This is a genomic window from Methanotorris igneus Kol 5 (assembly GCF_000214415.1).
Classification (GTDB): Archaea; AGJL01; Methanococci; order Methanococcales; family Methanococcaceae; genus Methanotorris; species Methanotorris igneus.
In genome coordinates this window covers 1,619,641-1,635,808 of sequence record NC_015562.1, presented here as the reverse complement: position 1 = coordinate 1,635,808, position 16,168 = coordinate 1,619,641, and the positions used below count along the sequence as shown (strand labels likewise).

Genomic DNA, 16,168 nt, shown 5'->3' with positions numbered 1-16,168 from the left:
ATAATTTTCCATTAATGGCTAAATTGTAATTAATGTGAAATTTTTTATTATATAAATTTAATTTGTATGTTTTGGTGAGGTTATGGATTGGATAGAGAAGTATTTAAATATCCTTCAATGTCCCTATTGTGGTGGAGATTTAGAATACATAAAAGAAAAAAACCAACTAATATGCAAATCTTGCAAAAAAACATTTGACATTGTTGATGGAATCCCGATATTGTTAAAAAAAATGAAAAAATAATTTAAAAATTTAAAAAATAAAATAAAGGGATAAAATGAGGTGCTTCATAGCTATTGATTTGCCAGAGGAGATAAAAGACAAAATAGAGGAAGTGAAAAAGCATTTTAAAATTAAGGGCATAAAGTTGGTAGAGAAAGAAAACTTACATATAACCATCAAATTCCTTGGAGAGATTGATGAGGAAATAGTAGAAAAAATTAAAAATTTGGATTTATCAATAAGCCCAATTAAAGTAAAGATTAAAAACATTGGTGTCTTTCCAAACGAAAATTATATAAGAGTTATCTGGTTAGGAGCTACAAATTTAGTTGATTTATTTAAAGAAGTTGATGAAAAACTTTCAGAGATTGGATTTAAAAAAGAAAGGGAATACGTCCCACACGTAACTATTGGAAGGGTGAAGTTCATTGAAAATAAAAAGGCATTGAAGGATAAAATTGAAAAACACAGAAAAATAGACATTGGGGAATTTGAGGTCAAAAGCATAAAGTTGATGAAAAGTACCCTAACCCCAAATGGGCCAATATATGAAGTAATTAAAGAGTGGTAGTTATGCTAACAAACAACCAAAAAAGATTACACTATTTAATTTACCTTTACACCCACAACAATAGAGACTCGTGGATAAGGCAAGAAGTATTGTTTGCTTTAATATATTTTTTTATTAAAAATGGTGTTTTTGATGAACCTTACGATTATTCACCGAGTCCATATATGTGGGATGATAAACCAATTTACATCAACATATCTTATGAGGCAATGAATGATTTGGATTACTTACTTGATAATGAATATATCTATGAGATTTTGTTATCCACAAGAGGTCTCAACATTCCAGTTAAAGGATATAGAATAGCAAAACTTGTAGAATACGATTTCCCAAATAAAGAGGAAATTGATAAAGTTTTAATTGAAGATGGGAAAGTTAAACCAGTGGAATTAACTGACAATGGCATTGTAATAAAATCTAAAAAGGGAGATGATTTAAGAATAGATATCACAAAACTTGGAACTGTCCCCTACAAGTCAAAAAGTTATATATTGGGTGTTTCTTTATGAGTAAAACATTTACTCATTTTGTCAAATTAAAAAATCCAAAAGTTGTTATAACTGAATGGATTCCCTTTGGGAAAAACTATATGACTGAATTTATTGATAGGGTTACCTTAAAAGAGTATCAAAAAAAGAGAGTTAAATATTTCACAGAGGTCGTAGATAACATCTCTACAATAGAACCTGTTTTTAAAACATCAAAATACTATACAAAAGTTAATATAATTGATTTTGAACCAGAGATGTATGTAAAATTTATAGCAGAGGTGAATTTTGAAAAGGAAGGAATTTTCCAAGAAAAGGACGTCTTTATTTATGTTGACTATTTGGGAAGATGTATTTATGCCTCTGAAATTGAAAGTGCGGGAGATGAAGAAGTATATATCAGCCTCGACAACCTTGCCTTTATAATACCTGAGATGATTATGGATACGTCAAAAATGATAAAATCCTTGATAGCATCATCCCAAAGGTATATAATTGAGACATTATATGGACAGTATAAGGTTTATAAACACGTTTCAATACTAACAGAGACAATTTTTGAGATAAATGAAAACACCCTTGCAGAAGTGAGGCAAGTTATTGGAAATGTTAAGAGAATTATTGATATTGGTGAAGGTAAGTTAATATTTGGCGAGTTTGGAATGTTACTAATGCATCCAAATCCAAAAAAATTTGAGAACTTTATATCATGTTATTCCTTCATAAGGTCGGTGGTTCAAAGCTCTCAAGATTTATTCTTTAAGTTGAACAACATCAGCACACGATTGGAGAGATTAAGCAATATTTTAACAGGAAAAATAGACGTAGAAACAATAACTAAGTTAAGGAATGAGTTGAGTGAAATAGACAAAGAACTGGCAGTTATTGAAATTGTTAGTGGATATTTAAAAGAAATTTCAAGTTTAATGAATGAAGAAAAATTCCTATCAAAATTCACTGGGGAAGATGCAAGATTGTTAAAAATGATAAATGCAAAAAATAAACTTAAAAAATTAAATAACAGAATAATTGAGATTGAAAATGCCATAAAGAGTAATTTAGAACTTGCGACAAGTTTAACAAGGTTATTAACTACCTTATCAGACAACTTGCAGAGTAAAATCTCAAACCAGTTGGCAGAGAGTGTAAAGCACCAAGTAGCAATTGGAGAGGCAATGGAGTTGCTTGAGGCTGGGATCTTTGGTGTCTATGCTTTGGAAGCAATACATATTTTACTGCTGTTGTCAGGAAAAGAACATGAACTTATGCATTATAAAGTACTTGGTTTTCCAATACCGTTTTGGATTGTATTGTTTGCAGTGATATTTGGAATCTACATTGGAAAGAAAATCTTAGAATACAGAAAAAGAAAGGTTTTAGAAGAGTATTTAGCAACACATGAGATTGATTAACTTATAAAATAAATGGCAAAACCCAAGGGTTTTGCCGTATAAAGTTGTTTACGTTAAAATTTCCTTAATTGTTCTTAACTTTTAGAAATTTTTATTTGAATTAATAATAGTGACTATACTTCATCGTCTTCAACAATCTCCACACCAAATCTAACAACATTTTTCTTTTTTAGATATGCCCTATACTCTGCTATTTTATATGTGGTCTCAATTATCTTTTTTGCATATTCTGGCTCTACTAACGTGTTTAAAAAAGCTCTTAAATCGTATGGGGATTTTATGGTGTAGATGTCATTTGCATCACTTGAAATTACAACAGGAGCATCAAATTTCTTTGCCAATTTCAAATTTCTCCTAAATGCCATCAAAATCCTTGCTCTTTCGTAATTTTTTGCCGTTAATGCCTCATTAAAATTCAACTCTATTGCAACCCTATGCACACTTGCTAACCTCGCGAGAACATGATCTATACCACTATCCTTTCTGTTTAATTCTGGAGTTGATAAGATATCAACATCATGCATTTCCAAAGCACTTCTATTTACCTTTTCAACTCCCCCCTCAACTAAAACGAGATGAAATCTATTTCTGTATTTCCTCACTAAATTTCTAAGCTCTTTTGAAGATTGAGTCCTTATCTTTATCCCACTGTAAATTTTTAGGCCATATTGCTCCCCAAGTTCAATAACCTTATTTAACTTTTCTTCATCAAATTCATCATGATATTGCGTATAGATTGCTCCAAACCATCCCATTTTTTTTAATCTCTTTATTCCTTCCTCATTATCTATCCTATTTATATCAACCGCTTTCATTGTTTCACTTTTTATTTTTTTGGATATGGCTAAAATTTAAGTAACATCCTTTATAACATTTTTTATTTTATTATTTTATTGTAAGATTTAAATATATGGATAGAAAAAAATAAATATCTGAAATCTTTAGAGATAAATTAAAATTTTGCAAGGTGGTAAAGTTGAAGAAAGTGGGAAAGGTATTACTAATGGTTTTTAGTTTGGTAATAGTTAGTGTTATAAATTGTGGATGTGTAAATGGTAAATTAAAAGAACCAACATTTAGTGTTGATAGTTTAGATTTTAAAGGAGTAAATTATGATACAACCAATCTAAATGTCAAACTTATAATAGATAACCCAAATCCAATTGGTGTTCATGTCAATAAAATTGTATTTGACATTTATTACATAGATAATAATGGAAATCCAAAATATTTAGGTCATGGAGAAAAAGCCAATATCGACATTAGAAGTGGAAAAACCACAATAGATATTCCAATTGCACTTTCCAATAAAGAGTTAATAAAAGCTTTGGAAAATAGCAAAGATAACAAAATAACCTTAGAAATTGATGGTTCTGCAAATGTTGATTTAAAAATTACAAGTATTGATGTTCCATTTAAAACAAAACAAACAGTTCAACTTCCAGAGAATGTTGTTTCTTATTTAGAAACTGCAAAAAAGATGGGCATTGGATTCTCAATAGAAGATTTCAAAAAACCAAATGTAACTGTAGATGACGTTGAGTTTGAAGGAATCAGTGAAGATTTCAAAAATACAAAATTAAATGTAAGGCTTATCGTTGAAAACCCGAATCCAATTGATATTAATCTTAAAGATATTGCAGTTCATGCATATTACTACGATAAAGATGGTAAGCATTACTTTGGAAGTGCAAAATTACATAATACCGCCACAATTAAAGGCGGAATCTCCACACCAATATATGTTGATGTAAATATATCAAATGAAGATGTTGTAAATGCTATATTGAGCAACAAAGACAGCAAAAAAATAACTGTTAAAATTGAAGGTTCTATAGATATAGAAGGTATAAAGAAATATGGAATTTCAGAATTAAAAATACCATTTGAGAATACTAAAGAAATCCCAATAACTGATAATATGATTAAAATGGCAGAGACTGCCAAAAATAAACTAGGAATAGGATTTACAATAAAAGACTTTAAAAAACCAAATGTGACTGTAGATGATGTTGAGTTTGAAGGAACTGACTTAGAAAATCTTTATCTAAATGTTAAGCTCATAGTTGATAATCCAAATCCAATTGACATTGATATAAGCAAAATTAAGTATTATGTTTATGCAGACAATGGAGAGAAGTTTATTTTAAGTGAAAAACTATTAGGTGAAGGTGAAGGAGAAAACATTCATATTTACAAGGCAACATCTACTCCAATAGATACCCATGTAAAATTACAAAATAAAAAAGTAATAATTAACTTAATAAGATTAGCAAAAAACGATAAAATCACTTTATTAATAAAGGGGGTTGCTTACATAGATGAAATTAAAAAATTCAATATTCCTCCAATGAATATTCCATTTGAAGAAAAGAAAAATGTAAGTATTAATGAACTAAAGGAGAAATTTGGAATTGAAAACAATGAAAATAAAGATAGTGAAAATAATAAAATAAATAATGTTGTAATCAATAGAATTGGTGAAAATCAGCAAGAAGAACAACCAATACAAAAACCCGAATTAAAACAGTTATACATAACATGCTATCCAAATGAAATAAAAGTTGGAGATAGAGTGACTATACAAGTTGTAGATGAAAATGGAAATCCAGTAGAAGGGGCTACAGTAATTATTGATGGTACAATAAGGAGAACAACAGATAATAATGGTGTAGTATATCACACATTTAAAATTGGAGGAACACACACAATAAAAGTAGAAAAAGATGGATGTATAAAAGAAATCTCAATAAATGTTGAAAGATTGATTGAACAGGTAGATATAAAGAATAGGGTAGATAATATAATAAACAGGGTGAGGTAAACTAAAATTATAAGGTCTCGTTTATCTTCTTCAAAACAACTTCTTCAAAGAATTTATTTACTTCTTTTTTTGAATATCCATATTTTCTTGCAACTTTAAATATCATCTTTTCACTGCCACTTCCATACTGAGCGGCTTTTTTTGGTCTATATGCTATATAGTCTGGGATGTATTTTGATGCTATATCCCTTAAAATCCTCTTTCTCATCTCATCCATTTTATAGGTTACTGGAATTGATAAAGCAACCCTCACAACATCCTTATCCAAAAATGGAACCCTCAACTCCACACTATTTGCCATTGTGCAGTGGTCATCCCTCTCCAAATTAACCTTATAGATGTTCATGACGTCATTCAATAGTGCTTTTTTTAGTTCTTCTTCTCCTTTCTCTCTTAAAATTCTTTCATATCTGCTATATCCCCCAAACAACTCATCTGCTCCTTGACCAGATAAAACAACCTTTATATTGTCCTCTCTTGCCATCTCAGATGCGATGTATATTGGGATACCCACCCCAATCTTCATCAAATCAAGTTCATCTATTGCCTTTGCAACCTCAAAAATGTATCTTTCATATTCTTCTTCCTTTATAATCTTCTTTCTAAGTTTTAATCCCATATCCCTTGCCGCTCTCTCTGCATATCTTATGTCTTCACTTTCTTCCGTGCCTACTGTGTATAGAATAACCTCACAATACTCAGATGCCATCTTTGCAACCAATGTGCTATCAACTCCACCGGAATAGATAATCCCAACCCTCTCAATACCCCTTGTTCTCTTCCAAACTGCCCTCCATAATGCATTGTCAAGTTCTTTTTTGCATGTCTCATAGGACTTGTATTTTAAATAATCAAACCTTAATTTTTCAATATTGTTTGTTATGGTGTATTTATTATCCTCTAAGTAATAGATCAGTTCACTATTTGGGCTTAATCTATTTATGTATTCATTTAGATGTTTTGGACTTCCATCAATTCCTTCAATTTCCCTCAATAAATACCATAACGCCTTTCTTTCAGAAGCAAATGCAAAATAACCATCCCTATCCAAATAAAATAGCGGTTTAACTCCAAAAGTATCTCTCCTTAAAATTAAGGTGCTATTATTTTTGTCATATATTGCAAATGCATAATCCCCATCAAGTTCATTCAACATATCTTCTTCATACGCATGGACAATAACTTCTGAATCCGTATCTGTTTTAAAGTCATGGTTTGATAAATCTTCTCTCAACTCAATGTAATTGTATATTTCCCCATTACATATAACCCACAAACTCTCATCTTCATTTGGGATTGGTTGAGTTGCAGAACCTACAATAGCCAACCTATTATGCCCAAATCCAAAATCTGCGATGATGCTCTTTTCAACGTCCTCAAAATCCTTGAAGTATATAACTTCATCATCTACCAACATTCCCGATGCATCAGGGCCCCTATGTTTCAAGATTTTCATCATTGTTAATAAATATTTAGAAATATCTCTCCTCAAACTACGCGGGTCTTCCTCATCTTTTATAATTATACCACTTATCGAGCACATACTCCCTCACTCAATCATATTAGTTTTTCCAAATATTCAATTTCTTTTAATAATTCCGAAATTTTTTCTTCTTTTGATAATTCTTTATTGTAATTTAAATCATTTATCTCAATAACCAAACTACCTTTATATCCATAATCAACCAACTTTTTTATATATGGGGAAAAATCTATCTGGGAGTGATATAGGGGGTAATGTTCCCTACCATCACAAACTCCAGAAATATGGGTATTTTTTATATATTCATGCAATTCTTCAACAAATCTTTCCGCATTTTCTTTCGCATGTGCAAAGTCAAGAGTAAGTCCAATCCTGTATCTTTCAATAATCTGTTTTATTTCTTCAACGGAGTGGCATATATAATTAACAAGTTTTGGCATATTTTCGAGGGAAAGAGTAACGGATTTCTCTTCTGCATACGGTATGCAAACATCCAAATAGTGATAAAATTTTTCATATTCTTCCATAGTAGGCGGTCTTTTTGTAGGTCTTTTTCCAGGGTGGATTGTCAAAACCTCTGCCCCTAAAAAGTTAGCCAAATCTATCGCCCAAAGAGTCTCCTTAATAGTAGCCTCTTGGATATAAGGGTTTGTAGAAGATGGATTTAACTCAATGTATGGAGCGTGAATAGTTAAATAAAATTTTGATAGAATGGATTTTATCTCTTTTAAATAGTCCTCATCAAATCTCTTATCCCAAAATTCTGGGTTTTCAGGAAAAAACTCCATACTTTTCAATCCTACACTTTTAAATATATCTGCTATTTCCTCAATTGGGTATTCCCAAAAGAACAGGGTTGTGCAGCTTATAATTGACATAACAAACCCATCCCAACAACTATTTAAAATTATAGTCATGTGTAGAAGACATACGCAAAACCTTTGGATTTTGCCGTTTGAAACTGTTTAATTTTTCATTGACGAATGTGGACATTAATGTATTTTCGTTTTCAAAATTTTTATATATGAGTTTATATATATAACTATAAGGATGATGCCTCTGATGAAGGTGGATACTGGAGACCTAAGGAGGCGGACTTTACTGAGTGTTAAACCTATGGGTGGAGTTGGGGTTCTCCCGGAGCGAAGCGACGGGAACTTAAAAACCGTTAGGTTTTTATGTCCGTGACAGGGATGGAGACCGATGATATGTTCCCGATGAACCCAGAGGGAACTGAGGCTGATGACATCCAAGTCCAACGTGGACATTTGTCTATGATTGTTCACGTTGGACAGATCCTATTTCTTCTTATATACTTTTAAGAAGTGTGAGTGGTGAAAAATACCACTCACTAATTTAAAAATATTGATTAACAAATCTAATATACACTCTATATTACACGGTCTATTAGATTATATGTTATATGTAGAGATTAAGATTTAAATAAACTCTTTTATAGCTTTCCAGATTAAAAAACTCTGTGGTTTCAAAATTCCATCTATAGGATCTAAAAAGAGAATATTTTTCTTAACTAATAACTCTCTAATTCTTTTATTTATTTTTATATCCTCTATTTCATAGTTATTTTTAAATAAACTTAAAGCTTTTATTATCTCTTTATATAACTCTTTATTCTCTTCTTTTACATCTTCTAAGAAGTATTTTAGCCTTTGCCTAGTATCTTTAAGCAAGTAGTTTAAAACATTCTCTAACTCATCAGATTTTAATCTATTCATTACCTTTATTATTAAAACTGGCTTTCCACCTACATAGCTATAGATTAACTCTTTCTCTTCTTTAGAGAGAGATCTATTTAAAATTCTCTCTGAGAGAAAATCCATAAACTCATAAGCTTTTTCTTTATCAAAATCATCTATTAAAATATAATCTGCTCTATCATCTAATATAGCTTGGCTATAAATTTTCTCTATAAACGGAGAATCAGAGCTTAAACAAAACACATGGCATAGGCGTTTATGTTTGGTTAAGCTAATAAAGTAGTTAAATAGCTCATAAATCAAATAGCCATTTATTTTTAAATCTCCTATTTTCTGTAGCTCATCTAATATAATTATTGGTTTCTTTCCAGAGTTTTTAATCTCTAATAAAATATTAGTTATATATTTAAACACGTTCTTTGGTTTTTTATTATCTAATAATTTCTCTAAAGTATTTTTAGGAATGGGAAAGCTATAAATTACTGAGCTGTCTTTTATTAAGCTTTTAATTAACTCTAATATATTACCCTCTTCATACTCTTCAAATAACACTTCTATAAAATCATCATACTTAGAGATAAAAATCTCTCTCAAATCAAAATAGAAAACCACATAATCTTTTCCTAATTTATTAATAACTTCATTTATTAAAGCTGTTTTTCCACTATTAATAGGTCCATAAAGAAAATAGATAAAGTTTGGCTCACTCTCTATAATAGATAGAATTTCTTTTATTTCTTTTTCTCTGTTGAAGAACATAGATTTCACCAAATGTATTTTTTATTAGCAATCTTATTTAAAATCTCTAATAACTTTTAATGTAAATTTGGATATTTATAGTCATGTGCAGAAGACATACGGCAAAACCTTTGATTTTGCCGTTAAAATTTATTGCAGTTTTAGTTTAATTATAGTCGTGTGCGGAATAGTTGAATAATATAGTTATTCAACTTCCCTGCAATCGAAGGTTGCAGTGGATTTTTAAACTTATTTATATACCAATGAATTTCCAAATAGTCCTTATCCTTTCTTAAAATATACGGCAAAACTTTCAGTTTTGCCAAAAAATTTTAAATAAGTCATAAATCTTTAAAAATTTACTAACACTTTATTCCAATTTCTAACGCACACGACTATATAATGCACTTGACTATAATTTTGTAAAATTTTAAAATTTATGTTGCAATACAATATAAAAAAATCCCCCTATAAATCAACTTCTGAATTTTCTTTTGAGTACTTTTTTATAATACTTTTGGCAATTTCTGCTATGTATGGGTCATGAGATTCCTTAAACTCACTTAAAACATCCAAAACCTCTTTGCAGTATTTTTTTGATGTAGGTAGTTGATTCAACAACCTAAGTAAGTATATTTTAAAATCTTCTTCTGTATCTTTCAATTTTAATAATTTTATAATTTTGTAAACAATATTATCTACAATTTCTTCATCATTAATGTCTAAACTCAAAATAAGGTCTAATGATTTCTTCTTCACTTCCCATTTCTCATCACCTAATGCCCCCAACATTTCATAAATAAATGAACATGCCATATCAGAGTATTCCCTATTTATTAGACATTCAATAACATACAATCCCTCCAATTTAATGTCTGGATTTGGATCTTCCAATAATTTCTTTACAAGTGCAATGTATTTTTTATTATTCTCTGATCTTGACAACTTTTTGAAAATCCATCTTCTAAATAGTAGTGGATATTTTAGTAATATTGTTTTCATGAGTCTTGTGGCTCTTTCTGACACAAGATAGTACTCACAATTCATTAATTCAAAAATTATATTAAATATGTCATCATAATTGTCTTCAATAACTTTACTAAAGTTTTCATCATCCGTTTTAATTGTTCTAATAATAAAATCTATAATTCTGACTTTTAATATTATACCAGTATCTTTTTTGGATAAGATATGTAACAATTCCATCAAATCCAAGTCCAAATTTAATAATCTATCATCTGGCATGTGTTCAATTAAACCATAAACGCTATGCCATGTGGCTGATTTACCTTTAAGTACGTTTCCTAATTCTAATGAATAGTCTTTACCAACATCAATAAGTTCTTTTCTTTCTTTAATGAGTTGTTTGGCTTCGTCATCACCAACCTTTTCAAGTATATATATTGTAAGTTTTACGATAGTGGGGTCAACAACGTCATATACGACCATTTCTTTTAATCTATTTAAGATTTTTTCAGTTATTGGAATACCAATTTCCACATATGCTTTTAATTCCCTCAAAGCACTCCTTCTTTTAACAACTATGAGTTCACTTAGCATTCTATGTAATAGATCCATTCTATGTTGTATAATTTCAGGATATTCTGCTTTTATTGTATCAACCATGTCTTTTGCAATTTTGTATTTATCATATAACAATACCAATTCATGGAGAATATATGATGTCTCTTTATAATATTTTCCATTTACAAACTCTAAGAGTCTTTTTATCATTTCTTCGTTGTTACTTTTTATAGCCTTTCTTAATCTAATTTTTAATCTTATAAATGCACTTTTTCTTAATGCGGGATTTTCTACCATACTTTGTAGGATTTTATACCTACTTGCGTAATCTTTACTAAAATAATTCAATATCTCTTCAGTTCCAGGGATTTTTTGTAGTATATATCTACACATTTTTCTTATAGTATGGCTTTTATCAGTTAAATACTTAGTTGTTATTACGGAAAGTAGAGCATTTCTCAATCCATCATCTTCAAGTATCTCTGGATCCTTCTTAATTACTTCAAGAAACAACATTAAATACTCCCATCTAACTGTCCAATACCAATCATCGGCATACTCAAATAAATCTAAGTAATCCTCTTTTGTGAAATTTAACCCCTTAACATAATTTACTATTCTCAAAGCCCATACTGATGTCGACCTAGTCATCCATACAGGGTCTGTTAAGAGTGCTTTTATTTGTTGAGCATAAACCTCCGCAAATGAAGGTAGCGCATATAGTGCATTCCCTAAAAGTTTAATATTTACACATCTATCTAACCAATCATCACTGTTTGCTCCCAACTCGATCTCTCTAAATATGCCACCATAATTTAATGGATTTTCTGATCTCAGTTCTTCTATGAAGTCAATATCTATATATGGATGGATTTCAGGAGTTAGGTAATTTACAATATCTTCTCCTTTTAATTTTACAATTAAGGAAATGCCCTTAAAGTATGATATATAATGCTCTTTTAAAATTTCTTTAATATTGACATTTTCAATTAATTCTTCTATTTTTGTTCTTACTTCTGGTGAATTAGATCTTTTGTAGATAATTGCTAATGCATCTAATGCATAAGCTTTGGTTATAAAACTAATTCTCAAAAGTTCACTTGATTTCAATACGAGTGTTGATAAGTATCTTTCTATAGATTCGTTCCAATTTGGTTCTTTATCCCTGGTGCATGACGTTAGAATCTCTGCAAGAGATAGTAAAGATACAGTTTTTACAGTCCAATATCTACTATTTAAATTTTTCATCAATTTTGCTATTAATGTTTCAATTTCCCAGTCATCCAAAATCTCCCACAACATCTCAGCATTTTCTTTGAGTATTGCTATTGATAACAATTTGACTAATAAATCTTTATAATCTATAAAATTTAGAACCTTTTTGAGATCATCTTTTGTTATTTTCCCAAAATATCTTTTCATTAGAGCATATATTAGTTCATCATAACTTTCACTATCTAAACTCCAATCACTTTTTACTATATGGCAAGGAAATATCATATTTAACTTATCAAGTACCATACTCATTTCTTTTTCTTTAAATTCCTCAATTATAGATAAAGCAAACATCTGTAACAATTCATATCTATCGTTTATGGATGTTGCCATTAGTTCAGGTAACGAATTTTTAAGATACTCTGGTGATGTCAGAGAAATAGTGGAAAGAATCCATAATCTCACGGCCCTATCTAAACCATTTGCAGAGTAGAGCTTGTTAGTTGCATCAATTACCACTTCTTGTATTAATTGTGGAGGGATTAATTCAATTAAAGATTTAACATTTGATGCTAACATTTTATTTTTAGTATGTGCTAAAGCATGAATCTCTGGAATTAGTGGTTTCAGTATATCAGGATATTTTAGAATAAGTTTTTTAAGTGAATTTATCATATTTATCCTTACGAGTAAATTCTCATCACGCAAAAGTTTAAAAATATCCACTATTCTTTTTTTTATTTCCTCTCTATCTTCTATTTCAGAAATTAGCATAGCAGCTTTAATCCTATCTTTCCAACTATCTGAATTTACTAATTTAGTTATATCCATATCTTTACTATCATAAACCATTGTCATATTGTTCCCCCAACTGTCTAAAAGAACTAAAATTAAATTATTTAAATTAAATTTATTTTTATTTATTTTTTTACTTTTTCTTTTTATAGATAGAGTCTTATAATATTTATTAAACAAATTAATTATATTTATAAACAGAGTTTATAAATTTTTTGACATCTTCATAAGCATATATAAGTGATTCGTTAAAAGACAGTGAAGCATTAATAACCTTTAAAAAACCTTTAAATATATTTGATAAAAAAGTCGTTATCGGTGTAGATAGCAATCTAAAATCCTTAGATTTATTCCATCCAGAGGAAGGGTAGATTAGAGTTGACTTATCTGAACTGCATAGAATAAAGAAGGTTTATGATGTTATTATCGATAAGTTAAAGTCGATTTATAAAAAAGCCCCAAAAAGAATTGGTATCTTGCTAAAAAAGTATTATAATAGAAGAAAAAATCGAGTTGAAGATTTTATTAATAAATTAACTTCCCAGCTATCTAAACTCTTTCCAAATGCAGTTTTTATCTTTGAGGATTTGGATAAGCTCAATATGTATAAAAATTCAAACTTTAACAAAGATTTGGATAGAACGAGTTGGAGAGAGATTGCAAAAAGGCTAAAATATAAGAGTATTGTTTTTTACGTTAATCCTCACTATACTTCAAAAACCTGTCCCGTATGCGGGAGTAAAATGGAGTCCCAAGAGGGACAGGTTGTAACATGCGAAAAATGTGGAGTTTTCAATAGGCAGTTTGTCGGCTCTTTTAATATCTTTAAAAGAGGAGTTAAATTAGTTAAAAAACTCTTAGGCGGAATCGGGGTACCCGTGACTGGGGTGGAGGTCGATGATTTACTCTCCAATGAACCCAGAGGAGAGTTGAGGCCAATGTCACCCAAGTCCATCGTGAGGGTTAATTTAAGCGGAAGCACTTTTATTCACATTTACTCCTAAATCCTCACGATGGACAGACCCCATGAAGTGGAATTACAAACAGAACCTCATCTTCAAAAAATATTGTCTTGTTAATTTCTTCAGATTTTTCTATTAAGCATTCAAATTTTTCCTTAATGGCATATAATTTTCCAGATGCTTCTGTCCTAAATAACATTTTACCCATTTTATCAAAAATTACCAAGTTTATTTCTAAAATCTCACTTAGCGGCATTAGGATACTATCTTTTCAATAAAATTTAACAAGTGTGTAATTTCTGACTCCCCATTTTCATCCAACAACATAAACTTTTAGAAAAATTTAATAACGTTAATATTCCAAATATTTTTGTCCAAGACTATAGTAAAAAAAATATGGCTATAAAAAACAACTAAAAGATCGTGTCTATAGTGTATTATCCTGTTGTCTGAATAAAAAATTAATTATATTATCCAATGTGTTCCTTAATATAGTTTAAAGACAAAGAGAGGTTGTCGAAAAATTATTTCATCAATGAATTTAAATATTACTCTCTAATACTAATAACTCTCATTAGTGTTAAAATATTATGAACGATTGCTACTGCTAAAGTAGCTCTACATCTACTTTCAGGTAGTTTTTCATTTAGAGTTAATCTAAATTTAGTTTTTAGCCCTCCAAATATCGCTTCTATTACCCCTCTAATTTTATACAGTTTCTTATCAAACAATTTTTTAACTTTCTTTCTGATTTTAGAAATACCGTAATCCCATTTAAACTCTTTTGTTTTAACTATTGGAATGAGGTCTATGGATAACAACTCTCTAAGTAAATCTTCATCATCGTAACCACCATCCAACAATATTATCGCACCTTTCACAAAATCTAAAGATTTTATCATTTTTAGTAAGTTTTTACTGTCTGAACTATATCCATTATCCCATTTTACCATAACAATCGAAATTAATCCATAATCTTTATAATAGCAAGCTAATACGTGCATTTTGTCAAAAACCCGATACTTTACCTTTTTTATTTCATTATTCACAACTCTGATTCTTTCACAATACACTCTTAATAAATGGACTCCAGTGGAATCAGCTATGTAAATTATAACCGATGATTTTAACGAATTAGCAATAATTAAGTGTAATCCAACGATTATTTTAGTTAAATCGCTTATTTTAATCCTCTGAAAAGCTTTTCCGTATGTGGAGCTATCTATATGCTTTTTATGTAAATAATCGGAAAGAGTTTCTAAATCTCTTAAACTAATTCTAAAAATGTGTTTTATTATTAGAGTAGCTATATATTCATTGTAACTTATAGCTAAAGGCCTTCCTACTTTGCGTTTTTCTTTATATGGAAGTAAAATATTTATAATAAATGAAACAAAATCATAAGTGTACTTAATATTGAATATCTTAAACCTCTTATCGTAGGCTTTCCAGTATCCTTTTCTTTTGGTTTTTCTGCCGCTCATAATTATTATTACTATTATTTATAGTATTCGTATTTTTCGACAACCTCTGATTATAAAATAAGTTTAAAAATTAACGGCAAAACTCTGGGTTTTGCTATATATTAATTCCGCACACGACTATAATCCCAAACAAAATATTTAAGGTATTGATATTATCAAATTTTCTAAGAGCTTATCTATTTATAAAATTATTCACATAAAAATTCTTGAAAACTTAAATATTGAAAAATCAGAAAATTGCAAAATCGAACTAAAAGTTAAAAAAAGCAATGAGAATCTTTCCATATATGGCTATTCTACAACGCACACGACTATATTTAACCGAAGCAAAGTGAAGAACTGTTTTGCTTAATTATGTAGGAAGGAAATAATTCTTTTTGATAAGCTTTTTCTAAAAGTTTCTTATAGAATTTCATCAATCATTTGAATTAATTCCTTAACTTTTGGATTTACAATGTAGTAGTAGTTCCAAGTTCCTTCTTTTTTTGCCTTTATAATACCTGCCTTTTTTAAGATATTTAAGTGGTGAGATATTGTGGGTTGTGGTTTCTTTAACTCATCAATAATTTTACATACGCACATACTCTCATTTTCAGTTAATAACTTCAAAATCATTAATCTTGTTGGGTCTGCAAATGCTTTAAATACCTCAGCCATAGCTTCGTATTTTCCATTGTCCATATTTTACCCTCCTTTATTTTTTGTAACTTTAATTTAATTTTTATAAGATT

General features: G+C 29.5%; 15 protein-coding genes and 1 pseudogene. 8 read left to right on the top strand and 8 right to left on the bottom strand.

The window, feature by feature from the left end; genetic code table 11:
- Positions 1-82: 82 nt before the first annotated feature.
- The 4 genes from METIG_RS09345 to METIG_RS08010 are packed head-to-tail and all read left to right on the top strand — an operon-like array spanning position 83 to position 2,694.
- A complete protein-coding gene (locus tag METIG_RS09345) occupies positions 83-244 on the top strand; it encodes a Trm112 family protein (protein WP_013799716.1) in 162 nt (53 codons plus the stop codon).
- Between the two features lie 34 nt (positions 245-278).
- On the top strand, positions 279-794 hold the full coding sequence (gene thpR / locus METIG_RS08020; RefSeq protein ID WP_013799715.1) for an RNA 2',3'-cyclic phosphodiesterase: 516 nt from the start codon (positions 279-281) through the stop codon (positions 792-794).
- Between the two features lie 2 nt (positions 795-796).
- Positions 797-1,303, top strand: coding sequence for a hypothetical protein (locus METIG_RS08015; RefSeq protein ID WP_013799714.1), 507 nt, complete (start codon positions 797-799; stop codon positions 1,301-1,303).
- The gene (locus tag METIG_RS08010) at positions 1,300-2,694 is read left to right on the top strand and encodes a hypothetical protein (RefSeq protein WP_013799713.1); all 1,395 of its coding nucleotides are present in this window, start codon (positions 1,300-1,302) and stop codon (positions 2,692-2,694) included. The genes METIG_RS08015 and METIG_RS08010 overlap by 4 nt, the downstream gene beginning before the upstream one ends.
- 113 nt (positions 2,695-2,807) lie before the next feature.
- Here METIG_RS08010 and rnp3 read toward each other — a convergent pair whose 3' ends face one another.
- Positions 2,808-3,509: a ribonuclease P protein component 3 gene (gene rnp3 / locus METIG_RS08005; RefSeq protein ID WP_013799712.1), complete on the bottom strand. Its 702-nt coding sequence runs from the start codon at positions 3,507-3,509 to the stop codon at positions 2,808-2,810.
- A gap of 170 nt (positions 3,510-3,679) precedes the next feature.
- Here rnp3 and METIG_RS09125 point away from each other — a divergent pair, with 170 nt between their 5' ends.
- Entirely contained in the window at positions 3,680-5,518 is a 1,839-nt protein-coding gene (locus tag METIG_RS09125; RefSeq protein ID WP_245527640.1) for an LEA type 2 family protein, read from the top strand.
- 7 nt (positions 5,519-5,525) lie between these two features.
- On the opposite strand, the gene asnB is transcribed toward METIG_RS09125, so the two are convergent.
- Both asnB and METIG_RS07990 read right to left on the bottom strand, forming a co-directional pair.
- Positions 5,526-7,061, bottom strand: coding sequence for an asparagine synthase (glutamine-hydrolyzing) (asnB, locus tag METIG_RS07995; RefSeq protein WP_013799710.1), 1,536 nt, complete (start codon positions 7,059-7,061; stop codon positions 5,526-5,528).
- Positions 7,062-7,075: 14 nt separating this feature from the next.
- Positions 7,076-7,879: a sugar phosphate isomerase/epimerase family protein gene (locus METIG_RS07990; protein WP_013799709.1), complete on the bottom strand. Its 804-nt coding sequence runs from the start codon at positions 7,877-7,879 to the stop codon at positions 7,076-7,078.
- Positions 7,880-8,051: 172 nt separating this feature from the next.
- Between METIG_RS07990 and METIG_RS09575 the strand changes: the two genes are divergently transcribed.
- Entirely contained in the window at positions 8,052-8,189 is a 138-nt protein-coding gene (locus METIG_RS09575; protein WP_013799708.1) for a hypothetical protein, read from the top strand.
- Between the two features lie 5 nt (positions 8,190-8,194).
- Positions 8,195-8,323, top strand: a complete 129-nt coding sequence (locus METIG_RS09720; protein WP_281033941.1) for a hypothetical protein — start codon at positions 8,195-8,197, stop codon at positions 8,321-8,323.
- 117 nt (positions 8,324-8,440) lie between these two features.
- Here the strand turns inward: METIG_RS09720 and METIG_RS07985 are convergent, their stop codons facing one another.
- Both METIG_RS07985 and METIG_RS07980 read right to left on the bottom strand, forming a co-directional pair.
- Positions 8,441-9,478: an ATP-binding protein gene (locus METIG_RS07985; protein ID WP_013799707.1), complete on the bottom strand. Its 1,038-nt coding sequence runs from the start codon at positions 9,476-9,478 to the stop codon at positions 8,441-8,443.
- Between the two features lie 447 nt (positions 9,479-9,925).
- Positions 9,926-13,054, bottom strand: a complete 3,129-nt coding sequence (locus METIG_RS07980; RefSeq protein ID WP_013799706.1) for a HEAT repeat domain-containing protein — start codon at positions 13,052-13,054, stop codon at positions 9,926-9,928.
- Between the two features lie 185 nt (positions 13,055-13,239).
- Here METIG_RS07980 and METIG_RS07975 point away from each other — a divergent pair.
- A pseudogene (locus METIG_RS07975) lies at positions 13,240-13,995 on the top strand (IS200/IS605 family accessory protein TnpB-related protein); the annotation flags it as partial.
- 4 nt (positions 13,996-13,999) lie between these two features.
- Here METIG_RS07975 and METIG_RS09475 read toward each other — a convergent pair.
- From METIG_RS09475 to METIG_RS07965, 3 genes are all read right to left on the bottom strand, one after another.
- Entirely contained in the window at positions 14,000-14,209 is a 210-nt protein-coding gene (locus METIG_RS09475; protein WP_013799705.1) for a hypothetical protein, read from the bottom strand.
- A gap of 292 nt (positions 14,210-14,501) precedes the next feature.
- Complete coding sequence (locus tag METIG_RS07970) at positions 14,502-15,437, bottom strand: transposase (protein ID WP_013798476.1); 936 nt, start codon at positions 15,435-15,437, stop codon at positions 14,502-14,504.
- 402 nt (positions 15,438-15,839) lie between these two features.
- Complete coding sequence (locus METIG_RS07965) at positions 15,840-16,118, bottom strand: ArsR/SmtB family transcription factor (protein WP_013799704.1); 279 nt, start codon at positions 16,116-16,118, stop codon at positions 15,840-15,842.
- Between the last annotated feature and the right edge of the window lie 50 nt (positions 16,119-16,168).